This window comes from Bradyrhizobium sp. USDA 3240 (genome assembly GCF_054063295.1).
Genome location: NZ_JBSSGD010000002.1, coordinates 198,984 through 222,951 on the forward strand (window position 1 = coordinate 198,984; position 23,968 = coordinate 222,951).

General features: G+C 64.2%; 21 protein-coding genes, 1 tRNA gene and 1 pseudogene. 11 read left to right on the top strand and 12 right to left on the bottom strand.

From position 1 onward, the window contains the following. Positions 1–61: 61 nt before the first annotated feature. A tRNA-Leu gene (locus tag ACVIGA_RS01395) sits at positions 62–146 on the bottom strand. Positions 147–281: 135 nt separating this feature from the next. On the opposite strand from ACVIGA_RS01395, the gene ACVIGA_RS01400 reads away from it, so the two are divergent. From ACVIGA_RS01400 to ACVIGA_RS01415, 4 genes are all read left to right on the top strand, one after another. Then, entirely contained in the window at positions 282–1,613 is a 1,332-nt protein-coding gene (locus ACVIGA_RS01400) for a multicopper oxidase family protein (protein WP_456670714.1), read from the top strand. Positions 1,614–1,644: 31 nt separating this feature from the next. Then, positions 1,645–2,040 (top strand): hypothetical protein, encoded by a 396-nt coding sequence (locus ACVIGA_RS01405; protein ID WP_456665024.1) that lies wholly within the window; start codon positions 1,645–1,647, stop codon positions 2,038–2,040. 63 nt (positions 2,041–2,103) lie between these two features. Then, positions 2,104–2,730: an enolase C-terminal domain-like protein gene (locus ACVIGA_RS01410; protein ID WP_456670715.1), complete on the top strand. Its 627-nt coding sequence runs from the start codon at positions 2,104–2,106 to the stop codon at positions 2,728–2,730. 168 nt (positions 2,731–2,898) lie between these two features. Beyond that, positions 2,899–3,609: a hypothetical protein gene (locus tag ACVIGA_RS01415; RefSeq protein ID WP_456665025.1), complete on the top strand. Its 711-nt coding sequence runs from the start codon at positions 2,899–2,901 to the stop codon at positions 3,607–3,609. A gap of 27 nt (positions 3,610–3,636) precedes the next feature. On the opposite strand, the gene ACVIGA_RS01420 is transcribed toward ACVIGA_RS01415, so the two are convergent. Continuing rightward, the gene (locus tag ACVIGA_RS01420; RefSeq protein ID WP_456670716.1) at positions 3,637–4,419 is read right to left on the bottom strand and encodes a tetratricopeptide repeat protein; all 783 of its coding nucleotides are present in this window, start codon (positions 4,417–4,419) and stop codon (positions 3,637–3,639) included. A gap of 327 nt (positions 4,420–4,746) precedes the next feature. Between ACVIGA_RS01420 and ACVIGA_RS01425 the strand changes: the two genes are divergently transcribed. Next, positions 4,747–5,148 carry a hypothetical protein gene (locus tag ACVIGA_RS01425; protein ID WP_456665026.1) on the top strand — a complete coding sequence of 134 codons (402 nt, stop codon included), beginning with the start codon at positions 4,747–4,749 and terminating at the stop codon, positions 5,146–5,148. A 37-nt stretch (positions 5,149–5,185) separates the two neighbouring features. Here the strand turns inward: ACVIGA_RS01425 and ACVIGA_RS01430 are convergent, their stop codons facing one another. After that, positions 5,186–6,151 (bottom strand): LysR family transcriptional regulator, encoded by a 966-nt coding sequence (locus tag ACVIGA_RS01430; RefSeq protein ID WP_456665027.1) that lies wholly within the window; start codon positions 6,149–6,151, stop codon positions 5,186–5,188. A gap of 100 nt (positions 6,152–6,251) precedes the next feature. On the opposite strand from ACVIGA_RS01430, the gene ACVIGA_RS01435 reads away from it, so the two are divergent. Continuing rightward, positions 6,252–7,079 carry an oxidoreductase gene (locus ACVIGA_RS01435; protein WP_456665028.1) on the top strand — a complete coding sequence of 276 codons (828 nt, stop codon included), beginning with the start codon at positions 6,252–6,254 and terminating at the stop codon, positions 7,077–7,079. 54 nt (positions 7,080–7,133) lie between these two features. Here the strand turns inward: ACVIGA_RS01435 and ACVIGA_RS01440 are convergent, their stop codons facing one another. The 4 genes and pseudogenes from ACVIGA_RS01440 to ACVIGA_RS01455 form a co-directional block, all read right to left on the bottom strand. Further along, on the bottom strand, positions 7,134–7,424 hold the full coding sequence (locus ACVIGA_RS01440) for a DUF1330 domain-containing protein (protein ID WP_375774994.1): 291 nt from the start codon (positions 7,422–7,424) through the stop codon (positions 7,134–7,136). Between the two features lie 198 nt (positions 7,425–7,622). Then, positions 7,623–9,239, bottom strand: coding sequence for a B12-binding domain-containing radical SAM protein (locus ACVIGA_RS01445; protein ID WP_456665029.1), 1,617 nt, complete (start codon positions 9,237–9,239; stop codon positions 7,623–7,625). Between the two features lie 168 nt (positions 9,240–9,407). After that, a pseudogene (locus tag ACVIGA_RS01450) lies at positions 9,408–9,871 on the bottom strand (GNAT family N-acetyltransferase). Further along, positions 9,846–11,345: an NAD(P)H-hydrate dehydratase gene (locus ACVIGA_RS01455; RefSeq protein WP_456665030.1), complete on the bottom strand. Its 1,500-nt coding sequence runs from the start codon at positions 11,343–11,345 to the stop codon at positions 9,846–9,848. The pseudogene ACVIGA_RS01450 and the gene ACVIGA_RS01455 overlap by 26 nt, the downstream one beginning before the upstream one ends. A 354-nt stretch (positions 11,346–11,699) precedes the next feature. Here ACVIGA_RS01455 and ACVIGA_RS01460 point away from each other — a divergent pair, with 354 nt between their 5' ends. The 3 genes from ACVIGA_RS01460 to ACVIGA_RS01470 all read left to right on the top strand — a co-directional run bounded on the left by ACVIGA_RS01460 (position 11,700) and on the right by ACVIGA_RS01470 (position 14,244). Further along, positions 11,700–12,038: a P-II family nitrogen regulator gene (locus ACVIGA_RS01460; RefSeq protein ID WP_011441447.1), complete on the top strand. Its 339-nt coding sequence runs from the start codon at positions 11,700–11,702 to the stop codon at positions 12,036–12,038. A gap of 150 nt (positions 12,039–12,188) precedes the next feature. Then, positions 12,189–13,598, top strand: coding sequence for a type I glutamate--ammonia ligase (gene glnA / locus ACVIGA_RS01465; RefSeq protein WP_223967647.1), 1,410 nt, complete (start codon positions 12,189–12,191; stop codon positions 13,596–13,598). Between the two features lie 196 nt (positions 13,599–13,794). Further along, entirely contained in the window at positions 13,795–14,244 is a 450-nt protein-coding gene (locus ACVIGA_RS01470; protein WP_456665031.1) for a GNAT family N-acetyltransferase, read from the top strand. 204 nt (positions 14,245–14,448) lie between these two features. Here ACVIGA_RS01470 and ACVIGA_RS01475 read toward each other — a convergent pair whose 3' ends face one another. Further along, complete coding sequence (locus tag ACVIGA_RS01475) at positions 14,449–14,712, bottom strand: tautomerase family protein (RefSeq protein ID WP_456665032.1); 264 nt, start codon at positions 14,710–14,712, stop codon at positions 14,449–14,451. Positions 14,713–14,863: 151 nt separating this feature from the next. Between ACVIGA_RS01475 and ACVIGA_RS01480 the strand changes: the two genes are divergently transcribed. Then, positions 14,864–15,841, top strand: coding sequence for a GlxA family transcriptional regulator (locus ACVIGA_RS01480; RefSeq protein ID WP_456665033.1), 978 nt, complete (start codon positions 14,864–14,866; stop codon positions 15,839–15,841). Positions 15,842–15,906: 65 nt separating this feature from the next. Here ACVIGA_RS01480 and ACVIGA_RS01485 read toward each other — a convergent pair whose 3' ends face one another. From ACVIGA_RS01485 to ACVIGA_RS01500, 4 genes are all read right to left on the bottom strand, one after another. After that, entirely contained in the window at positions 15,907–16,803 is an 897-nt protein-coding gene (locus tag ACVIGA_RS01485; RefSeq protein WP_456665034.1) for a haloalkane dehalogenase, read from the bottom strand. 57 nt (positions 16,804–16,860) lie between these two features. After that, positions 16,861–17,928, bottom strand: a complete 1,068-nt coding sequence (locus tag ACVIGA_RS01490; protein WP_456665035.1) for an ABC transporter substrate-binding protein — start codon at positions 17,926–17,928, stop codon at positions 16,861–16,863. 90 nt (positions 17,929–18,018) lie between these two features. Continuing rightward, positions 18,019–19,077 (bottom strand): dipeptidase, encoded by a 1,059-nt coding sequence (locus ACVIGA_RS01495; protein WP_456665036.1) that lies wholly within the window; start codon positions 19,075–19,077, stop codon positions 18,019–18,021. 152 nt (positions 19,078–19,229) lie between these two features. Continuing rightward, positions 19,230–21,503 carry a PAS domain S-box protein gene (locus ACVIGA_RS01500; protein ID WP_456665037.1) on the bottom strand — a complete coding sequence of 758 codons (2,274 nt, stop codon included), beginning with the start codon at positions 21,501–21,503 and terminating at the stop codon, positions 19,230–19,232. A gap of 343 nt (positions 21,504–21,846) precedes the next feature. Between ACVIGA_RS01500 and ACVIGA_RS01505 the strand changes: the two genes are divergently transcribed. Continuing rightward, positions 21,847–22,905: an NF038122 family metalloprotease gene (locus tag ACVIGA_RS01505; RefSeq protein WP_456665038.1), complete on the top strand. Its 1,059-nt coding sequence runs from the start codon at positions 21,847–21,849 to the stop codon at positions 22,903–22,905. Positions 22,906–23,968: the final 1,063 nt, after the last annotated feature.

Below are 23,968 nucleotides of genomic sequence, written 5' to 3' on the forward strand. Positions count from 1 at the left end.
CTCGTCCCCTTCGGGGGCCCAAGGTTCTCCAAGAATTCGTCATGCAAACGCTGTAAGCGCTTGGTGCGGGCGGAGGGACTCGAACCCCCACAACTTTCGTCACTGGAACCTAAATCCAGCGCGTCTACCAGTTCCGCCACGCCCGCGCGAAAAGCATCCAGTCCGGCCGCGATGCCGCGGGCGGCCGGGCTTATAACATGCGCCCACCGGTTCGCAGCAAAAAAATGGCCGCTGGAGAGCCCGCCCTGCGACCGATCGCGACTGGACAGGTACACTTGAAAATGGTCCGCATCGGCCGGATGGCAAGCCCTGCAGCAAGTCCCGAATTTTCCCTCACCCGACGCGACCTGATCGCCGGCCTCGGCGCCGCGGCGCTTTGCCCCGCTTGGCCGAGCCCCGGCTGGGCACAGGGCCGGACGGCAGTCGCGTTGCAGGCCAAAACCGACCGCATCCTGCTTCGTCCGGGCACCCCGGAGACCCCGGTCTGGTCGCTCGGCAGTGGCGACCTCCGCTTCAAGCGCGGCGAGGTCCTCGACGTGACGTTCGGCAACGAGCTGCCGGTTGCAGCCGCACTTGATTGCCGCGGGCTCGATGGCGTCCCGGCCGCGGAGCCGCTGGCCTCCCGGGCGCCCCTTGCCGCCGGGGCAAAGGATACCTTTCAGCTGCCGCTTCTGCATGCCGGCACGTTCTTGTGCGAGCCGCTGTTCGGGGATGGCACGGCGCCGGCACGACCGCGCCCGCTGATCGTGACCGGCACCTCGCCGGTGGCGGTCGATCGCGACGAGGTCCTGCTGATCGAGGAGTGGCGCCTGCAGTCCGATGGAACCGCGGTCCCGCCCGGAAGGGATCCGAAAGATTCGACGCAAATTCATACAATTAACGGCAAGACCTCATACGATATCTCGGCACCGGCCAATGCCCGTCTCAGACTCCGCTTTATCAATGGCAGCCAACGCAGTGTGCTGGCGGTCAAGCTGGAGAACCTCGACGTCCGCGTGATGGCGATCGACGGCCAGCCGGCCGAACCGTTCCCGGCCCGCAACGGTGCGCTGATCCTGGCTCCGGGCGGCCGTACGGACGTCTTTGTCGATGCGACCGGTCCGGCCGGAACCAGATTCCCGATCCTGCTGCACGACGGCAAGCAGGCCCGCCCGGTCGGCAAGCTGGTTGTCTCGGACGAACCGCCGATCCGAACGGCGCCGTTCCCGCCGGCCCCGCCGCTGCCGGGTAATGACATGCCCGCCCAGCTCGATCTCAAGAGTGCAGCGAGATTCGATCTGGCGCTCGGCACGCCAACCGATTGGTTCCGCCCGGCGGAGTTCAAGCCCTCCACCGCCCCGGCTTTTCAGGCAAAGGCAGGCCGAACCGTCGTGCTGGCCCTGACCAACCCGAGCGCAATCGCCAGCGCCTTTCATCTGCACGGCCATCACTTCCGTCTGCTCGACCGGCTCGACGATGGCTGGAAGCCGTTCTGGCTCGACACGCTCGCGGTCGAACCGGGCCAGACCCAGCGCATCGCCTTCCTCGCCGAATATCCGGGCCGCTATTTGATCGAGCAGGTCGCGACCGATTGGGCCGCGCCGCGGCTGCTGCGATGGTACAGTGTCCAATAACAAGAAGTGGAAACCGCCAAAGGAAGCACCGATGAGCCAGACAGTTGCAGCGATTCGCGGAGTGAAGGCACGAAGCGTCGTGGTGCCGCTCAAGCGTCCTGTGAAGACCGCGTTTGGCGTGATCGATTCCGGTCCGCTGGTGCTGATCGATGTCGAAACCGATCAAGGAGTTATCGGCCGCACCTACATCTTCGCCTACAGCAAGCTCACACTTCACCCTCTCTGCTATCTGATCGAGGAGATCGGTCGCGAGCTGATCGGCAGGCCGGTCGCCCCGTTTGATCTGATGAAGGCGATGGATGCCAAGTTCCGGCTGCTCGGCGCGCAGGGTCTGGTCGGTATGGCCGTGTCGGGCCTCGACATGGCCTATTGGGATGTGCTCGGTCAGCTCGGCGGCCGGCCGCTGGTCGCGCTGCTCGGCGGCTAGGCGAGGCCGATCAAGGCCTATGACAGCTATGGCGCGGTCGATCCCGTAGCGGACGAGCGCGCGCTGCGCCGCTCGCTCGACCAAGGCTTCAAGGGCATCAAGATCAAGGGCGGCGACGGCGATGCCGCCAATGACGAGCGCGTCGTGAAGGGCGTGCGCGCCCTGCTCGGCCCCGACATCGCGCTGATGATCGATTTCAACCAGTCGCTCGATCCGGCGGAAGCCACCCGCCGCATCGCCCGCCTTGCGCCCTACGATCTGCACTGGATCGAGGAGCCGGTACCGCAGGAAAGCCTGTCCGGCCACGCCAGGGTCCGCGAGACCTCGCCGACGCCGATCCAGGCCGGCGAGAACTGGTGGTTTCCCCGCGGTTTCGCCGAGGCGATCGCGGCCGGCGCATCCGACTTCATCATGCCCGACGTGATGAAGGTCGGCGGCGTCACCGGCTGGATGCAGGTCGCGGGACAGGCCGATGCCGCATCGATCCCGATGTCGAGCCATCTGTTCGCGGAAGTCAGCGCGCATCTGCTGGCGGTGGCGCCGACCGCGCACTGGCTCGAGTTCCTCGACTTCGCCGGCGCGATCCTCGCAAGGCCCGCCGAGATCATAGACGGCGCAGTGACGGCCCGCGGTCCCGGGCTCGGCATCGAATGGAACGAGCCGGCGGTGGCGAAGTATCTCGTGAGCTAGCGCGTGCGGCGTTTCCCGTTTGCTTCAGATTGTGTGTGCCCCTGCTTCCGATGAGGGCGGCAACGGATTGGCGTTTGTCTGACGCATGGCTGAGGTCGCCATCAATCGATCGTGAGCGAGAATTCACGACATCATCATGTAGGTCGATCGGGCGCACTGGAGCGCCCAATGACGAACAACAACAAGCTGACGCTCAAATTTCGCTGTCCGAAACAGCTCGAAGGACTGATCCCGCGACCGGTCCCGGCAGCGCAGGGCGTTCCCGACTGGCTCAAGACCATGCCGGCGACGGCCTTCTCCTCGATCAACCTGCACGACGAGGACACCATCAAGCGCTGCCCGCCGTTCGTTGACGCGATGACCTGCGGGTACCTGCTGCCACTGGTCTGCGATCTCAAGGTCGAGGACGGCGAAATCACCTGGGATCACGACCTGCCGCCGGGAGGCACACCCGAATTTCCGCGCTCGCCGATCGGATTTCACGACCCGGGTCAGGTCAGCGGCACGCCGTTGTTCGAAGCGGGCCGCTTCTTTCTCAAATTCCACAATCTATGGACCGTCGAGGCGCCCGACGGCTACGCAATCTACTTCACGCATCCCGTCAACCGCTTCGACCTGCCGTTCACCACGCTCAGCGGCCTGGTCAATTCCGACCTCTATGCCGACAACTGGGTGCACTTCCCGGCGTACTGGCACGACCGGAATTTCCGAGGTGTCCTCCCCAAAGGCACCCCCATCGCGCAATGCATTCCGGTCAAGCGCGACGACTGGACTGCGCAGGCATCGTCATTCACCGCGGAAGAGGCCAAGCGCGTCGGCGAGTTCAGGGGTGAGCTCAAGCGACAGCCCAACCTCTACCGGAGAAACTTCAGGGCCTGAGGCGCGACGAGATTACGTCCGATCCGCTCAGCCTGCTTCCCCGCCGAGGAATCGCGCAGCGTCGCTCCGCGCGAAGAAGAAGCGGCCACGCGATCCTGCGGCCATAACGAACGCCGCGCGTCCCAGAAGCTGGGGCTGACCACGAATGACGGAGCGCAGCGCCGCCTCGGCAGCGTCGCGCTCACCCTGCTCGAAGAGCGATGTGGCAAGGTAGGCGCGGGTCGAGCGATCGTCAGGGTACTGGGCGAGCACGCGGCGGAAAGCATCCGCGGCCGCGGCGTAGTCGCCATGCAGGACCAGGACCCGCCCGAACTGGTTGAGAATATCGGGGCGTCCCGGCGCAGCATCGCGCGCGGCGGTCAGGACATGCGCAGCCCGCGCGAAGTCATCGGTATCATGCAGCAGCCGCCCGAGATCAAGCTTCAGATCGACGCTGTCGGGGGCCAGCGCGAGGCCGGCCTCGACCGTGCTGATCGCCTCGTCGTATTGACCGGCCTTGGCAAGCTGCCCGGCGAGTTCCTGAAATGAAGGGAGATATGGCGGGCGGCGTGCAACCGTGTGCCGAAGCTGTGCCAAGCCGTCCGTGGCCCGCCCCGCACCACACAACAATGCGCCAAGCAAGGTCTCGACCTCGCCATCGTCGCCGCGGCGCGCAACCCGCTCGAGCGGCGCAATCGCCTCGGCTTCCCGCTTCTGTCCCCTCAAAGCATGGGCGAGCAGAAGCGCTGCGTTCCTGTCTGTGCGGCTGGATTTCAGGATGTTGGCCGCAATCTGCTCCGCCTGAGCGAACTGCTGCGTTCGGAGCGCCATTGCGCCCTGTTGCAGCGCCTGAGCGAGGAAATCGTTTTGCCTGCCACTCACGGGACAGTTTCCGGATGATACGAGAGAGAATGTCGTTGGGCCTTAGCCCGCGCCTCTCCGCGCGTCCATCAACAGTCTCGTGAAAACACGGCGCGTTTCATTTTGTTTCCAGCCGATCAATGCCGGCTCTTCTCATGCGAGAGACGCGGCATTTCCGATTCGTCTCTGGCAACAATCTTGGGCAATAAAACGTAACGTGCCGTTCGCCGGGAAGTGTTCCAGTATGGCCGAGCCCGATGCGGGCACCGAATAGCCCTTGCAGGCAAGATCCTTCTGATGTCTCGAACCTCGATCGTCATTTTCTACGTTGCGTTGCTGATCCTGTCGGTGTTGGCGACCGGCATGGCCAACGCGAGAGGAGGCTTCAACGCGAATTGCCGCGTCCCAAGGATCAGCCTCTGCCCGGACTGTACCGTCGCCGTCAAAATTATCGTGCTGCAAGATCACGTTTGCCGGATCAACTATGGTTCGATGGGGCCGATGCGCCCGCAGAAGATTCTCGTCAGCCCCAAGCGCGGAAAATATTGGGCCGACAATGAGACCAGCACCGCCTACAGCCCGAACAAGGGCTTTCTCGGCGGCGACTATTTTGAGACGCGATTTTCCTACGAGCTGATGAACGGCACACCGGCTTCAGCACTCCTCAAGGCGAACGTCGAAGTGGTGCCACATCTGTAGATGGCCTCATGTTGGCCCGATCTCTGAGTTCGACGACTCAAGCCCGCCTGCGATGATCGCCCGATCGCTTGGCCGGAGGTGAACGGACCACCCCACCCCTGGCGGCCGACTTCGTATCTTCCCGTATCATGTCGACGAAAGCACGAAGCCCCGCCGTCATGTGCCGGTGTCTCGGATAGTAGAGGCGCAAGCCGGGAAAGGGCGGCGTCCAGTCGTCCAGCACGGCTCGCAGGGTACTGGCGGCGAGATGCTCCATCACCCAGAAATCGCTGACGAACGCCAGTCCCAGGCCGTCGAGTGCGGCTTCAACCATCAGGCTGTCACTGTCGAGGGTCAGCCTGCCCCGGACATCCACCACCATCTGCTCGCCGCCGCGCTTTTCGAACTCCCAGTGATAGAGCTTGCCGCTCGGCATCCGCCTGCGAATGCATTCATGGGCGAGCAGATCAAGCGGAGACCGCGGCACGGAAGCGCGTGCGAAATAGTCGGGCGCGCCAACGACGATGAAGCGCGTGTCCGGGCCGCAGGGGATCGCGACCATGTCCTGCGGCACGGCTTCGGCCAGCCGGATGCCGGCATCGAAACCTTCCGCGACAATATCGATGGGACGTCCCTCCAGTGTCAGTTCGACGTTCATGTCGGGATAGCGCCGAAGAAACTTTGCAACGACCGGACGGAGGATCTGGTGCGCGGCGCGCTCCTTCAAATTGATGCGCAGCGTTCCTGCGGGCGTATCCCGGAACTCGTTCACATCCTCCATCGCGCCGGCAATCTCGCGCAACGCGGGGCTGACCCTGGCGAGGAAGCGCTCTCCGGCTTCCGACAGCGCGACGCTGCGCGTCGTCCGGTTGATGAGGCGCACGCCAAGCCGCTTTTCCAGGGCGGCGATCGCATGGCTCAACGCCGAGGGCGAGATGCCGAGTTCAGTCGCGGCCGCACGAAAGCTGCGATGCGTTGAAATCGCGACGACGGCGTTCAGCTCGAAAAGGCCAGCGTGCTGCATTGTTCGATTATCTGCATCAGGTCATGCCATTCTATGCCGATTATTGCACTAATCAAGTCGCCTATATCGAGCCTGCAATCTCGATCTGAAGGACATCTCCATGGCAAAGACTTTCCTCATCACGGGCGTTTCGTCCGGCTTCGGCCGCGCGTTGGCCGAGGCAGCATTGGCCGACGGCCATACCGTCGCCGGCACCGTGCGCAACGAGAACGACAAGCGGAAATTCGAAGCGCTCGGCGCAGGTGCGCGCCCGGTGGTTCTTGACGTCACCAACACCGAGGCCATCGCGCCCGCGGTCGCCGATGTCGAGCGCAGGATCGGCGCGATCGACGTTCTCGTGAACAATGCCGGCTATGGCCACGAGGGCATCTTGGAGGAATCATCGATCGACGATCTGCGACGCCAGTTCGAGGTCAACGTCTTCGGCGCGGTCGCGATGATCCAGGCGGTGCTGCCCTTCATGCGCAAGCGGCGCGCCGGGCACATCCTCAACATCACGTCGATGGGCGGGATCATCACGATGCCCGGCCTCAGCTACTACCATGGCAGCAAGTTCGCGCTGGAAGGGATATCGGAAACCCTCGGCAAGGAAGTCAAGGACCTCGGCATCAAGGTCACCGCCGTCGAGCCGGGCGGCTTTCGCACCGACTGGGCCGGACGATCGATGGTACGAGCCGAAAGGTCGATCGCAGACTATGACGCCGTCATCGACCCGATCCGCAAACGCCGCATGGAACTGAGCGGCTGGCAGGTCGGCGATCCCCAAAAGGCCGCGCACGCGATGTTGAAACTCGCACTGTCGGCCGATCCGCCGGCGCATCTGCTGCTCGGCAGCGACGCCGTGCGGCTGGTCGAGGACAAAATGAAGCTGCTGCAAGCCGAATTCGATGCGTGGAAGAGCGTCTCGCTTTCCACCGACGTTGCCTGAGTCGAAGCAGCGCCACCCACGCGCCGGTGTGGCCCTCGTCCTTGCTCACAGCGGCTACGGCAGCCCCTTCACCAGCAGTGACAGCACGGTCGCGCCAGCGATGCGATCCCTGGATATTTCCTGATAGGCCGGCGAGTCGAGAAAGCGGGTCGCCTCCGTCTCATCGGGAAATTCCATGATCACGACCTTGTCGCGGGTCCACTCGCCGTCGAGAACCTTCGGCCTCTCATCGGCCGCCAGCAGGCGGCCGTTGAAGGCCTTGAACACGCCGGCAAAGCGGGACTGATAACGGCGGTAGTATTCCTCCTGCGTGAACTTCACCAGTGCGATCACATAGACGGTCATTCGCGGTCCTCATTCTTGAAATGGCGTGGATTGGCGCAATCGATACCGTCCGGACGGCGGCGGCGCGCTGATGCGATGAAATCGGCGAGACGCACGGGCTGCTCAATCGTGATCCTGCTGCGCCGCTTGGAGATCAGCGACAGCTCGCGGGCTGGCGCATGCAGATCCCGCGGCCCCGCCGGCGAACTTTGCCGTCCATCAAACGGCGTCCAGCCGAGCTCGCGGCACAAGCTCCGCGACCCTTACCGGAGGCTTGGCATCCAGTTCGGCAATCCGGCGGTCAATCTCACCGATCACGTGCTTCGAGAACGGCCCGAAATGCAGGTACAGCGCCATCAGCATCACAATGTAGCGCAGTGCGCCTGGGTTGGACTTGGCGACCTCGACGAAGGTCTTCCAGAACGGCTCGCGAACCTCCGGCAGGGTCCGCATGATCCTGTGTACGCCCTCGATGCCGCCAAGCTTCGTGCGCACGTCGCCATCGGGCAGATCGCGGCGCCGATCGGACCGGTCGAGCATGACGGAAAGCCGCGACAGCCGCCCTGCATATGCCGCCGGGCTGAACACGTGCCCGAGCACAGCCTTGTAGTCCACAAGGATGTCACGAAGCGGACGCTTGGTTTCGAAATTGCAGCCGAGCGTGCATTGGTCGCCCGCCTGTTCGACCTTCATGAGATCATGGCCTTCGTGCAGGCGGCCTTCTTGGGCCAGCCGCCGAGTCAGCTGTGTGCCAGGCAGCGCATAGAGCAGTCCAACCATGCAGACTGGAATGCTCGCCTCCTCGATGAAGTCGATCATCGCCTGCGCCATCGAGACCTTCTCGGTATCGAACCCGACGATGAAACCCGCGGTGACGAACATGCCATAGTCGTAAATCTTGTGAACGCTCTCGGCGATGTTGCGCCTGGTGTTCTGCTTTTTCTTCATCTGCACGAGGGTCTCTGGATCCGGGCTCTCGATGCCGACGAAAATTCCAAAGAAGTTCGCGTCCTTCATTGCCTGCAACAGCTCGCTGTCATCGGCGATGTTGATCGAGGCTTCGGTCGAGAACTCGAACGGATAGTCTCGCTCTTCCAGCCAGGCTTTGAGCCGCGGCAGTAAGATGCGGAGGTTTTTCTTGTTGCCGATGAAATTGTCGTCGACGAAATCAACATGCCCACGATAACCATGATCGTAGAGCGCTTGCAGCTCAGCAAGAATCTGATCGGGGGTCTTGGTGCGCGGTACGCGCCCGTACAGCTCGATAATATCGCAGAACTCGCAGGTGAACGGGCAGCCACGCGAATATTGCACGCCAATAAAGAGATAATGATCGAACTTGATCAGATCGTAGCGGGGCATCGGGCTTAGCGTGACGTCGATCTTGAATTTCTCGGCGGTGAACACGCCCTTGCGCTCACCGCGTTCCCAGGCGGCGATGAATTCCTTGATGATGTGTTCGGCCTCGCCGATCACCTGGAAGTCCGCATCCGCGTAAAGGTGCGGGCTCGAGGAGACATCAGGCCCACCGACACATACCAGCTTGCCGTGCCGGTGGGCGAGATCGATCAGGTGGAGAAAATCAGGCTGCTGGTTGAGCATGCCGCCGATCATGACGAGGTCGGCCCAGTCAAGGTCCGCGTCGGTCGAAGGCTCGGTGTTACGGTTGACGAGCCGAACCTCCCAATGCTTCGGCAGCATGGCGGCGACGGTGATCAGTCCGAGTGGCGCCGCCGGATACTTCGCGCCGACGAGTTCGCAAGCTTCCGTATAGTTCCAGAACGAGTCTGGAACGAACTTCGGATAGATCATTAGAACGCGGCAGGGACTCGTCATGTTGCTCCGGTCCGTACCACGCAGCCTCGAGGCTCAAGGGTACATTCGCTCGTCGATACAGGCATTAAGTGCTCAAATGGTGGCCGATTGCCAGATGATCTTTCGCCCCGCCGTGAGCCCCGTCCTGTTCCCCGGATCCGCCTGGGGTCAGTCAATCCGATCAATATGTCATCCGCCGGCCCTGCGCGCCCAGAGATAGCGCACGTCCGGCTCCCTCTCCTCGTTGCGGCTGCCGTCGGTTTGCTCGACCGCGGCAAAGCCGCGCGCCTCGTAGAAGCGGCGCGCCCGCGCGTTGCGCTGGAAGGTCCAGAGTTGCAGCCGGTCCGCACCCTGCTCTGCGATCTCGAGCAGCGTGCCGCCGATGCCGCGGCCCTGCGCGGCCGGCAACACGTAGAGCTGCTCGATCCAGTCGTCGTGGAACGCGATCACGCCGCTCATCGCCCCGCCGTCGAATGCGCCCCACACCGTGCAGGTGGCAAACATCCGCTCGCGATAGAACCAGCGGTCTTCGTCGGGCGTATGCAGCCCGCGAGCGAGGGCAGCGCATTGTCGAACGCCGCGCGGTGCACACGCGCGGCGGCGTCCATTTCGGCAAGCGTGAGCCGCTTAATACTCAATCCCGAACTCGTCATAGAGGCGGCGGAACACGGCCGGCAGCACCTCGGTCAGATCCTCGGCGATCAGGCCGGGCCCCGCCTCGCTGGCGCTTTCGCCGTGCAACCACACACCGATGCTGGCGGCCTCGAATGCCGCGACACCCTGCGCCAGGAAGCCCGCGATGAAGCCTGCCAGCACGTCGCCGGCGCCGGCGGTGGCAAGCCAGGGCGGCGCGTTGCCGGCGACGGTGGCGCGGCCGTCCGGAGATGCGATCACCGTATCGGCGCCCTTCAACAGCACCACCGCACCGGAGCGCTCGGCCGCCGCGCGGACGCGTTCGAGCTTGGAGCGGCCGGGATGCTTGTTGGAGATATCGCTGAACAGGCGCGGGAACTCGCCCTCATGCGGGGTGAGCACCACGCCAAGACCGTCGGAGGCCTTGATCGCCTCGAACAGCCGGTCCGGCGAACCGGCAAAGCTGGTCAGCGCGTCGGCGTCGAGCACCAGGTGTCGCCGCGCCGACAGCGTGGTGTGAACGAAGTCGCGGGTGCGCGCGCTGACCCCGGCACCGGGCCCGATCACGCAGGCATTGAGGCGCTTGTCGTCGAGCAGTTCGGCGAACTGGATCGGGTTATCGACCGCGCGCACCATCACCGCGGTCAGCGCCGCCGCGTTGACGGCAAGCGCATCGCGCGGCGAGGCCAGCGTCACGAGGCCGGCGCCTGCGCGCAGCGCCGCGCGCGCGGCGAGCCGCGCCGCTCCGGTCGAAGCGATGTCGCCGGAGACCACGACGGCGTGGCCCCTTGCGTATTTGTGGCCATCGATCCGGGGCACCGGAAACGACCAGCGCCAGGCCTGCGGCACGTTCTCCGCGGTCAGCGGCTTGATCTCGTCGAGCACCTGCGGATCGATGCCGATGTCGGCGACGCGCACCCGGCCGCAATACATCCGGCCGGGCAGCAGCAGATGCGCCGGCTTCTTGCGGAAAAAGGTGACGGTCTCGGTCGCCTGCACGGCCGCGCCCATGACAGCGCCCGATGTGCCGTTGATACCGCTCGGCAGGTCGACCGCCAGCACCGGCGTACCGTTGGCGTTGATGGCCGCGATCATCTCCAGCGGGTCGCCCTTGACCGGGCGATTGAGCCCAGCGCCGAACAGCGCGTCGATGATCAGTGCCGGCTTGCCGATCGCCTGCGGGTTGAACGGCAGCACGGGATATTTCCAGCCCTTCGCTGCCAGCGCCGCGTCGCCCTGCAGGCTGTCGCGCTCGCAAAGCAGGATCACCGACACCTCGCGACCGCGCGCGGCGAGCTCGGCGGCGGCGACAAAGCCGTCGCCGCCATTGTTGCCGCGGCCGGCGACCACGACGATGGGCCCCTCCTCGACCAGGTCCATCGCGGCTTCGGCGACGGCCTGGCCGGCGCTCATCATCAGCGCAAAGCCCGGCGTGCCGGCTGCGATGGTCAGCCGATCGGCGCGCTCCATCTCGGTGGTGGTCAGAACGTCCATGCCGAATCCTCAATCGCTTCGCCTTTTCGAGAGGCAATTCCTGTGACGTTCGCGCGGTTTCTACTGGCCGACTGCATACGGATTGATCTATTTGCCTATTTGTTAGGCTTGGATATCATAGCCCATGTGGTTCGATATCAGCCGACTGCCTGTTAAAAGGCTGATAACATTCCGAAATCGGGGGCGTTAACAACTTGGCATAGACCCTGCTTTTGAGGAAGCCGCGCACAATGCCGCCCGATGCGACCATTGCGCGTGTTTCCGGCCACCCGCCGGAAGGCTTAAGACCAACCAGACTGCGCCCCACGCGCATCGAAATCGACCCTGCAATCTGCAATGCCCGGGAGGCGCTCAGTGAAGAAGATTGAAGCCATCATCAAGCCCTTCAAGCTCGACGAGGTGAAGGAAGCGCTCCAGGAAGTCGGACTGCAAGGCATCACCGTGACCGAGGCCAAGGGATTTGGCCGCCAGAAGGGCCATGCCGAGCTCTATCGCGGTGCGGAATACATCGTCGACTTCCTGCCCAAGGTGAAGATCGAGATCGTGATCGGTGACGACCTGGTCGAGAAGGCGATCGACGCGATCCGCCGCGCAGCCCAGACCGGGCGGATCGGCGACGGCAAGATCTTCGTCTCCAACATCGAGGAAGCCATCCGCATCCGGACCGGCGAATCCGGGCTGGACGCTATTTAAGGGCGGTGCTATCCGGATTTTCTGACGGCAAAAGAGAAAAAAGGCTGCTTCGGCAGCCTCATTTCGTTTCGGCAGTCACACGAACTCGCCAAAAGCGGGAATAACGTCGCTCTCCGCTGGAAACCACCCGCACATCCATAAGGGGTATTCATGAAGACCGCCAAAGACGTCCTGAAATCGATCAAGGACAACGACGTCAAATACGTCGACCTGCGCTTCACCGATCCGCGCGGCAAGTGGCAGCACGTCACCTTCGACGTCAGCATGATCGACGATGACATCTTCGCCGAGGGAACGATGTTCGACGGATCGTCGATCGCCGGCTGGAAGGCGATCAACGAATCCGACATGTGCCTGATGCCCGACCCGGTCACCGCGACGATCGACCCGTTCTTCGCCGAGACCACCATGGTCATCACCTGCGACGTGCTCGAGCCGACCACCGGCGAGCCCTACAACCGCGACCCCCGCGGCATCGCCAAGAAGGCCGAGGCCATGGTGAAGTCGATGGGCGTGGGAGACACCGTGTTCGTCGGCCCCGAGGCCGAGTTCTTCGTGTTCGACGACGTGCGCTATTCGGCTGACCCCTACAACACCGGCTTTCGCCTCGACTCCTCCGAGCTGCCGATCAACTCGGCGACCGAGTATGAAGGCGGCAACCTCGGCCACCGCATCCGCACCAAGGCCGGCTACTTCCCGGTCCCGCCGCAGGACTCGGTGCAGGACATGCGCTCCGAGATGCTCGGCGCGATGGCCAAGATGGGCGTCAAGGTCGAGAAGCACCACCATGAAGTCGCTTCGGCCCAGCACGAGCTCGGTATGAAGTTCGATACGCTGACGCTGATGGCCGACCATATGCAGATTTACAAGTACTGCATCCACCAGGTCGCGCACATCTACGGCAAGACCGCCACCTTCATGCCGAAGCCGGTTTATGGCGACAACGGCTCGGGCATGCACGTCCATCAGTCGATCTGGAAGGACGGCAAGCCGACCTTCGCCGGCAACAAGTATGCCGATCTGTCGGAAACCTGCCTGCACTACATCGGCGGCATCATCAAGCACGCCAAGGCGATCAACGCCTTCACCAACCCGTCGACCAACTCCTACAAGCGTCTGGTCCCGGGGTACGAGGCGCCGGTGCTGCTCGCCTACTCCGCGCGCAACCGTTCGGCGTCCTGCCGCATCCCCTATACGGCGAACCCGAAGGCCAAGCGCGTCGAGGTGCGTTTCCCCGATCCGATGGCCAATCCCTATCTCGGCTTCGCCGCGATGCTGATGGCCGGCCTCGACGGCATCAAGAACAAGATCGATCCGGGTCCGGCGATGGACAAGGACCTCTACGATCTGCCGAAGGAAGAGCTGAAGCAGATCCCGACCGTGTGCGGCTCGCTGCGCGAGGCGCTCGAGAGCCTCGACAAGGATCGCGCGTTCCTCAAGAACGGCAGCGTGTTCGACGACGACTTCATCGACGCCTATATCGAGCTGAAGATGACCGAGGTCGCCCGTTTCGAAATGACCCCGCACCCGGTCGAGTTCGAGATGTACTACTCGCTGTAAGCTTTACGGCACGTCACGAATGCAAAAGGCGCTTCCACCGGAAGCGCCTTTTATTTTTGGTTGAACGATGCGTAGGATGGGTAGAGCCAACGGGTCCGCGCAACGCGCGGCCCGATGATAAACTCCGCGAAACCCATCATCTCAAGGCTTGCACTGGCGCGATGGGTTGCGAAGCCATGATCCCTGGAATCAGTCCATGACCGAAGCGATCGTCCGATCTGCGGCAGCGCACGAACTGCCCGAGCTGTTGGAGCTTTACCGACACCTTCACCCGCACGATCCTGAGCTGAAGACAGCCGCTGCCGAGCGTGTCTGGTCGAATTTGCTTGCATCCAGCTTCATGACCGTGATCGTGGCGCAAGCAGCGGAGCTGCTTGTCTCCTCGTGCACGCTCGCGATCGTGCCCAACCTGTCGCGAGGCGGCAGATCATATGCCGTGATCGAGAACGTCGTCACTCACGCCGACTACCGTCGGCAGGGGCTCGGCGGACGGGTTCTTGCGCACGCGCTCGATGTTGCCTGGCAGGCCGACTGCTACAAGGTTCTGTTGGCGACGGGCTCGAAGCGGGAGACCACCCTGCGCTTCTATGAGGAAGCGGGCTTTGAGCGTGGGGGCAAGACCTACTTCGAAGTGCGCCGTCCATAGCTACCGTCTCGAACAGATCGTGCCGCGTGCAAAAGGCGCCTCCACCGGAAGCGCCTTTTGTCTTTCAGCGATCTTGTAGGATGGGTAGAGCCAAGCGAAACCCATCATCTCGAAGCTTGCACCGGCGCGATGGGTTTGGCGGAGTTTATCATCGGGCCGCGCATTGCGCGGACCCGTTGACTCTACCCATCCTACGAACTGCCGCTAGGCTTTCGCCTTCGCGACCCGCCGTCCGCCGGCGTCGAGCGCCCCGAAATTGCCCGCGATCATGTCGGGCGTCGGGATCATGCCGCCGAGCGACCAGCTCGCCGGCTCGCCCTCCTCGATCTTGACCCAGACGTTGCGGCGGAAGTTCGGGTTACCCTGCCCCTCGACCTCGACCATGAGATCGGTAACGCGCTGCAGCAGCGCCTGCTTCTGCGCGACATCGAAAATGCCGCGGACGGTGGAAATGGTGACGTAAGGCATGGTCTCTCTCCATTGCTGAGGTTGTGACAACGCAACGAAGATGGACCGGCGCGCTACGATCAGGCAGTGTCCGATCGGACAGAGATCGGGCAATATCTGCCACGGCCGCCTGCGCCAATCGGTTAGGATGACGGCAAATTTCGGAGGTCCCATGAAGCTCGCGATCCTCGCGCTGGAAGGCTGCATGCAATCGGCGGTCGCCGGCATCGCCGACATCCTCACGCTCGGCAACCATGTGATGCAGTTGCGCGGCGGCAAGGCACGGTTCACCTGGCAGACGCTCTCGCTCGACGGCAAGGCGGTGCGCGCCGGCGGCGGCAAGTTGCTCGCCGTCGACGGCGCGGTCAGCAAGCGCGCGGCATTCGACGCGATCATCGTGCCGGGCAGCCTGGTCGATCATCTCACCGCCGAGCGCCTGCAACCGCAATATGACCGCGCCGGCGCCTGGCTGCGCCAGCAACATGCGAGCGGCCGCCTGATCGGCGCCTTCTGCAGCGGCGTGCTGCTGCTCGCCAACGCCGGCCTGCTCGACGGCCGCCGCGCCACCATCACCTGGTGGCTGCAAAGTGAACTCCGCCGCCGCCATCACAGGATCGATCTCGCGAGCGATGCCGTGCTCACCCAGGCGGATCGCCTGGTCTGCGCCGCCGGCCCGATGTCGTGGGTCGATCTGTTGCTGCGGCTGATCGAGCTCCTCGAGGGCCCGGAGGTCGCAAAGGTCTGCGCCGACTATGCGGTGATCGACACCGCGCAGCGCACGCAGGCGATCTTCATGCCGCTCGGCTACATGCTCGCCCAGGACCCGCTGCTGATGAAGGCCGACATGCTGGTGCGCCGCACCGGCAAAGCGCCGATCACGGTACGCAGCCTTGCGCAGGCGCTGGGGTTGAGCGAGCGGACGCTGAACCGCCGCTTCCGCGAACTGACCCACGAGCCGCCGCAGGCCTTCATCATGCGCCGCCGCGTTGAGCACGCCCGAACGCTGCTGGAGACGACGGCGCAACCGATCAAGGCGATCGCCCGCGCCTCCGGCTACGAGGACGAGAGCAGCTTTCGCAAGGCCTTCCGCAAGCTGACGCTGCTGTCGCCGCAGGCCTATCGCGCACAGCGGACGATGCGTGCGGCCTGAGATTACCGATCAGTTCAAGCTTTGCAGCGCGGCTGCGATTGCCCGTCTCTGCCCATCCTCCGTGGTCAGGACAGCAGCGGCAGCGCGCCCTTCAGGACATCCTCACCCCATTCCTGCACGAAGTGTCCGGCTGCGGTGAGCGTGACCGGCTCGGGGCAATTGCGGACCGTTTGCCGCATCTTCGCCATCACGGCCGGCCCGAGCACCGGGTCGGTCATGCCGATCACCATCGCGGTCTTGCCGCCGTATTCGCTTCGCCACCATTCGCGCGCCTTGCGCGAGATGGCCGCGCCGCCGGCATCGGGCTGGTCCGGCACGAGATTCGGGAAGCGGCGCACACCGGATTTGTAGCTGGCGTCAGGGAAAGGCGCGTCATAGGCCGCAGCCTCCGCGGACGAGAGATGCGGGCAGGCGCGCGCCATCAGCTTGCCGACCGCCATGTCGGGATTCGCGTTGCTCCACGCGCGCCAATCCATGAAGCCCTTCGTCAGCGGCCGATCACCGGTCGCGAGCATGGTGTTCATGACCAGCAGCGCTTCGAAGCGATCGGCCATGTCCATCGGGATGGTAAGGCCGAGCAGACCGCCCCAGTCCTGGCAAACCAACGTGATGCGGCCGAGATCGAGCGCACGGATCAGGGAGATCAGGCTCTCGCGATGGAAGTCGAAGGTGTACACGGACTCCTCGACAGGCTTGTCGGAGCGACCGAACCCGAACATATCGGGCGCGATCACCCGATAGCCGGAGGCGACGAGGCCGGGAATCATCTTGCGATAAAGGTAGCTCCAGGTCGGCTGGCCATGAAGGCACAGCGCTACACGGGCATTGCCCCGTCCCTCGTCGAGATAGTGCATGCGCAAACCGGCATAGCCGGGAAGATCGTCACGATAGTTGGGCGCGAACGCATAGCCGGGCAGGCCATCAAAGCATACATCCGCGGTCCGCAAAGCTCCGATCGCCATTGTCCAATGCTCCTCGTCGTTGACCTCGCTCGCAGGATGGGAGGCGAGGACCGGCTGTCACACCCGGAACAGCTTCGCGTAGCGCGCCTTGATCTCCTCGCTCTGCGCCTGCACCTGAGCCGGATCGGCCTTGAGCATCTTCAGCTTATCGAGCGGCACGTGCCCGGCCTTTTCCTTCACCTTGGCGTGGAACGAACGGTGCGCGAATTCGTCAGCCAGCATCTGCTGGGTTTCGGCGCTAAAGAAATAGCTCTGGAACAGCCGTGCCGCGTTCGGGTTCGGCGCGCTCTTGAAGATACCGCTGGGCACGATGATCAGCGGCGCGCCCTCAGTCGGGTAGACCACCTCGACCGGCTTGCCCTGATCCTTGGCCAGCACAAGGTTGTAGTCGTTGCCGTCGGCCATGACCGCGCGCTCGCCGAGCAGGATCTTCTTCGGTGGATCGGCCGCCGACTGCACCTGCATCACCCGCTGCTGCGAAAGCTTCTCCAGATACGGCCAGCCGAGATCGCGCGCCAGCACGAAGGTCGCGGTCATGATCGCGCCGGAGTAACCCGGGTGTCCCTTGACGATCTTGCCGCGCCATTTTGGGTCGAGCAGATCGGCGTAGCTCTTCGGCGCCTCCTCGCGCTTCACCTGCTCGGTGTTGTAGCCGATCACCTCGAACCAGGCGCAGGATGTCGCCGACGTACCGTCGGGATCGATCTGATCGGCGGGAAAATGCCTGGCGACCTCTTCGGGCAGATAGGCCGCGAGCCAATCGTTCTTCTTCCAGTCGAGGTAATGCGCGGGATCGGTCGAGTTGGCGACGTCGACGGCGTGGATGCCGCTGCCCTGCTCCTGCGCGATGCGCTGGAAGATGCGCTCGGCGCCGGAGCGCTCGACGCGGACGCTGATGCCGGGAAATTTCTGCTCGAAGTCGCGCGCGAGACGCTCCGCCGTGTTCAGTTCGAGCGCGCTGTAGAACGAGATCTTGCCTTCCTTCTTGGCGGCTGCGATCAGCTCCGGCGTCACGGCCTCAGTCGGCGGCGGCGCCGCCCGCAGCGGTTCGGCGAACACCATGCCTGCAGCCGTCGCCGCCATCGCCTTGAGCCAATCGCGTCTCGACCGTTTGCGGTCCTGCATTTCGCGCTCCCCGAATCGGGCCGTTGACCGGCCGCGCCGTTGTTGTGCAGCTACAATAGATCACGATCGATCGAAAGCGTGCAGCTGTTTTCACCGCCAGCTTTGACGGAACACCCGCATCCAATTGTCGAATGCGATCTTGCGCAACGTGGCCTCATCGAAGCCGTGCGCGCGCAGGCCCTGGATCAGGTTCGGGAGGTGGCTTGCGTCCTTCAACGGAGCGGGCATCAGCGCGCCGTCGAAATCTGACCCCAGCGCAACGTGGTCGTCACCCATCCGTTCGACCACGTAGCTGAGATGGTGGACGACGGCCTCGATCGGGATGTCCGGATCGCGGTGCCCGTCCGGGCGGACCTCGGACACACTGAAATTGAAGCCGACGACGCCGCCCGTTGCTCTGACCGCGTCGAACTGCCGGTCGGTCAGGTTGCGGGTCGCGGGGCAGACCGCATGCGCACAGGCGTGGGTCGCCACGATGGGAGCGGTGCTGACCGCTGCCAGATCCCAGAAGCCGCGCTCGTTGAGGTGAGCCGCGTCCAGCATGACGCCGAGCTCGTTGCAGGCCTTCACCAGCGCCTTCCCCGCGTCAGTCAGACCGGGGCCGGTATCCGGCGAGCGCGGATAGGCGAACGGCACGCCATGGCCGAAGATGTTGGGCCGGCTCCAGACCAGGCCAAGCGAACGCAGGCCGCGGGAATAAAGCTGCGCCAGCCCGTCCAGATCGGCGTCGATCGCTTCGGCGCCCTCGATGTGCAGCACAATTGAAAGCGCTGCGTCCCGGCGTGCCGCCTCGATTTCATCCACGGTCGTCGTGCAGCGGATTTTTCCGTCGGCGCGGGCCACCATGGTCTCGAGTGCGCTCAGCTGGGCATCGATGGTACGGCGCGCATAGGCAGCATCGAGCGGCTCCGCAAGGCGCACCTCGTACCCGTCGGCGGTTCGGGTGAAATCGCCTTGGCGCGGGTGTTCTGCCTTGGCATACATCGCAAACAGGCCGCCGACCATGCCGCCTTCCCGGGCACGCGGCAGATCGAGATGACCATCCTCGGAGCGCACGAGAAAATCCCGCCCGCCTTCCCGGTATTCTGCCAGGTGCTGAGCTGCGTCGTTGTGGCCGTCGAAGATTGCGATCTTGCTGTGATCCTGCACCGCACTGTTCTCCTGCGCCTAGCCTGCGTCGAGCAGCGTAGCGCGCAGGATGGGTTGAGCCAACGGGTCCGCGCAACGAGCGGCCCGATGATCAACTCCGCGATATCCATCGCGTGTCGGGGCTTGCGAAAGTGATCAGTCCGCGCTGCGGACTAATTCTTCTCAGGCGGGTTCTCACGCAGGAAGCGTTCGAGATCGGGCTGCACGGAGTAAGGCTGCGGAACCGGATCGCCCTGAAAATCGACCTGAAGATCGAGGCAGCGCCGCAGCATCCGCGCCAGCTCGCTGCGCCGGTAGGGCTTGGTCAGCAGCGGAATGCCGTGGCCGCCACGGCCCTGTTGCGCCGGCAGCGCGCCGTCGCTGTAGCCCGAGGTGAACAGCACCCGCAGCGCCGGTCGCCCGGCCATCAGCGTCTCCGCCAATTGCCGGCCGTTCATGCTGCCGGGCATCACGATGTCGGTGAACAAAAGATCGAACGCGGTACCGCGGCTGACGATCTCGAGCGCGGCATCTGCGTTCGCCGCAACCAGCACGCTGTAGCCGAGGCTTTCGAGCTGGCCGGTCACGTAGTCGCGGATCGTGGGGTCGTCCTCGACGCACAGGATGGTCTCGTTGCCGCCCCTGACCGGCAGCTCTTCCTCCTCGACCGCGCGCTGCGCGGTGCCGTCCGCCTTGGGCAGATAGATCCTGAAGATGGTGCCGCGCCCCTGCTCGCTCTTGACCTCGATTCCGCCGCCGCTCTGCTTGACGAAACCGAACACCATGCTGAGCCCGAGCCCGGTGCCCTGCCCGACCTCCTTGGTGGAAAAGAACGGATCGAAGATCTTCTCCAGATGCGACGGCGAAATTCCGGTACCGGTATCGCTCACCTCGATCACCAGATGATCGCCGGCGCGCTCCACGCCGTGCGCCACGGCATCGGGAATCCCGAGTTGCATGTTGCGGCTCGCAAAGGTCAGCGTACCGCCCTCAGGCATCGCATCGCGCGCATTGATGGCGAGATTGACCAGCGCCGCGCCGAGCTGGCTGCGGTCGACAAAGGCGAACCAGGCGTCGCGGCCAAGCTCCGTCCTGATCTCGGTCTGCGACCCCAGCGTCTGCGACAGCAGCCGGACCACTTCGCCGATCAGGTCGTTGACGTTGGTCTCGGCCGGCTGCAATGGCTGCTTGCGCGCGAATGCCAGCAGGCTCGAGGTGAGTTGCGCACCGCGATCGGCGGCGTCGCTGATCAGCTTGGCGATCGCGGCAAGCTGCGGGTTATCCCTGACGCCGTCGGCGAGGATCTCGATCGTGCCGGTGATCACGGTCAGCATGTTGTTGAAGTCGTGCGCGATGCCGCCGGTCAACCGCCCGAGCGATTCCGTCTTCTGCGCCTGGATCAATTGCTCTTCGGCGCGCCGCCGCTGGGTGACGTCCCTGACAAAGGAATTGATGATCCAGCCATCGCCACGGCGCAGCGCATTGAGCGACACCTCGACATAGAACCGGTGGCCGTCGCGGTGCATGGATGCGGTTTCATAGCGCATGCCCATGCCGCCGGTCGCGGTCTCCTGCAGGAAGCGGGTGATCCGCTGCCGGTGTGCAACCCGCAGCTCTTCCGGAAAGACCAGTTCGACCACGCGCCGGCCGACCGCCTCGGAGCGCGTCCAGCCGGTCAGCGCTTCGGACTGCGGGCTCCAGTCGAGCACGATGCCGTCCTGGTCGGTCTGGACGAAGGCGTCGAGCGCGGTCCTGACGATGGCCTGCGCCATCTGCTCGCTCTCCACCAGCGCCCGATGCGCCTGACGCTCCGCGGTGACATCGCGCAGCACGATGACCGCGCCGCGCAAATTGCCGGCATCGTCGCGCAGCGGCCTGGCGTTGGCGACAAGGCAGACAGCCGGTTCCGGCCGCAGCGGTTTGACGATCAGTTCGCAATCGTCGATATCCTCGCCGCGCAGCGCACGCGCCATCGGCGTCTCTGCGATCGGCATCACGGTCGTGCCGTCGGCATAATAGTTCTGGAAGGTGCGAACCCCGGTCAGGGTGTCAAAACCGGGTTCGACACGGTACAGCCGCCGCGCCGCAGCGTTGACGATCACGATCATCGCATGCTCGTCGGCGACCACCACCGGATCGCGGATGCTCTCGACGGTCTTCTCCAGCAGATGCTGCCGGCTGCCCAATTGCGCGGACAGTTCGGCAAGCGTCGCAGCGAGCTGAGCGGCCTCGTCGTCGCCACTCGGGCGTATCGAGAGCTGCTCGCCGCGCGACAGGGCCTCCGCCGCCCGTACCAATTGGGCGGGCGTTCTGGACTGCGACCTCGCAATCATCTCAGCCGTCATCAACACCACCGAAACCACACCACCGGCGAGCAGAATGCCCGGCCAGGTGATGCCATGGATGAAACCCAGCGCCAGCAGGAGTGTGACGACGGGAAGCATCATCCCGGCCGCCAGTCGGCCCGACAAATTCATCCCGACCAACTCATCGTGAGCAGCTGCACCGGAAAATGGAAAAGCAAAATAATATCGGAAAGGATCGTCGGCGCCGGGGCAATATCGGGTGGCTTGCGCCTTCTTGCTTAGCCGAGTCCGGCCCTGCAATCCGCCACTTTCGTATCCGTATAAGTACGGAGAAGACCCGCGCCGGCACCCGCCGATGCCGGTTGAACCACCTCCAGCGCCGGGGAGTCCAAGCCGGCGGTTGCGATTCGGGGCATCTTGGCCGCAGGCGTGCACGAGCCGCCGGCGCTCCGCAAAGTCGCTCGCCGTCTCCCGGGAGGCATCGGTGCAGATCAACGTCATCTACGACCCGAGCGTCGCATCCGCGCCGTCAGGCTTCAAGACCGCGGTCGCCTATGTCGTCAACCTGCTCGACACCGCCTTCACCAATAACGTCAGCCTCAACATTCATGTCGGCTGGGGCGAGGTCGGCGGCTTGGCAATCTCGTCCGGTTTCCTTGGTGAAAGCGAGGAGGCAAAGGCGCCGGCCTATGACTACACCACGATCAGGGATGCCTTGATCGCGGACGGCACCTCCAGCGCCCAACTCGCGGCCTTCGCGACCTTGCCCACATCGGATCCGACCGTCGGTGAAACGTTCGATATCGGGCGCGCGGAAGCCAAGGCGCTCGGTCTGATCGGCGCCAACGATCCGGCCAATGACGGCTGGGTCGGCTTCGACGCCACGGCAAACTGGTCCTACGGACCGACCGCCACGCCGGGAAGCAATCAATACTATCTGGTCGGCTCGATCGAGCACGAGATCACCGAAGTGTTGGGTCGTGACTCGCTGCTCGGCGTCAATGGCGAGCACTATGCCAATGGTTGGGGCGTCCCCGACCTGTTCCGCTTCTCGGCGCCCGGCGTCCGCGAGCTCGCGCCCGGCGCCGTCCACTCCACCGGCTATTTCTCGATCGACAATGGCGTAACCAGCCTCGCAAGCTGGAACAACCATGTTGCCAAGGGCGATCTCGGCGACTGGGATTCCGGCTTCGGCTCCGGCGGGGGTCCGGGCCCGTTCGGCGACGACGCCTTCAACAATGAGAGCAATTCCGGCGTCATCAACGGCTTTACCCAGACCGATTTCATCCAGATGCAGACGCTCGGATGGCGGCGCCGGACAATTTCGTGTTCAACGGCGAGATCTATTTCGTCGCGGCGAGCCATACCGCCAGCAACCTCGTCGTGCAGGCCGGCGGCACGCTCGACGTCGCGGGTACCGCAACCGCCGTTGCGCTTGATGGCGGCAATGCCGAGATTGACAACGGCGGTGCGATCCACGGCATCATCGTCGATGCCGGCAGCACGCTCACCGTCGATTCCAGAGGCACGGCCGACGACGTGACCATCGCGGGCGGGCTGGTCGATATCGCGAGCGGCGCCCTGACTGGCGGCACACCGATCGTGTTCCAGGGCACCGGCGGCACACTCGAGATCGACGGGCACACGCCGCCGCCCAACATTATCAGCGGCTTTGCAATCGGCGACACCATCGATTTCTATGGCGTCAGCATCGGCAGCAATGCCACGGTCACGCTGCTGCCCGGCAATTTGCTCGAGCTCACCGAGCACAACAAGACCTTCGACTTCCAGCTCGATCCGAACGACAATTTCGCCGGCCGGACTTTTGGTGTCGGCGGCGACGGCTTTGGCGGCACCGCGATCTTCCTGCTGCCGTCGGTGCTGTCGGTTGCGACCAGCGGCGCCGGCATCTCAAATGGCAGTGGCGACCTCAGCGCCGGCCACGCCGTCACCTTTACGCTCAACATGAGCGACGCCGTCACCGTGGACACCATCCATGGCGCGCCGACCTTGCTGCTCAACGACGGCGGTGTCGCGACGTTTACGGGCGGCAGCGGCAGCGATGCCCTGACCTTCAGCTACACGGTCGCTGCCGGCGACAACACGGCCGATCTCGCGGTATCAGGTCTCCTGCTGCACGGCGCGTCGCTGACGGACAGCTACGGCCATCATGCGAGCCTCGTCGGTGCGGTGACCAATCCTGGCGGCATCCTGCAAATCGACACCACCGCGCCGGAAGCCTCCGGGATCAGCGCGGCGCCGGCGACCGGCATCGAGACCGCGGGCGCGTCCGTCACCTTGGCGCTGGCTTTCAACGAAGCCGTCACGGTGTCCGGCGGCACGCCGGCGCTGGCGCTCAACAACGGCGCGAACGCGATCTTTGATGCGGCAGCGACCGCGGCGCTGCACGATCCAACCAAGCTCGCCTTCGACTATCTCGTCTCGGGGACCGACAATCCCACCACGACGCTTGCCGTCACGGGCCTCAACGCGAACGGCGCCACGATCGCCGACCTTGCCGGCAACGCCGCCGACTTTTCGCATCTGAATGCGAGCTTTACCGGCCTTTCCATCAATGACGCGCCGGCCTTCTCGGCCGACGGCCT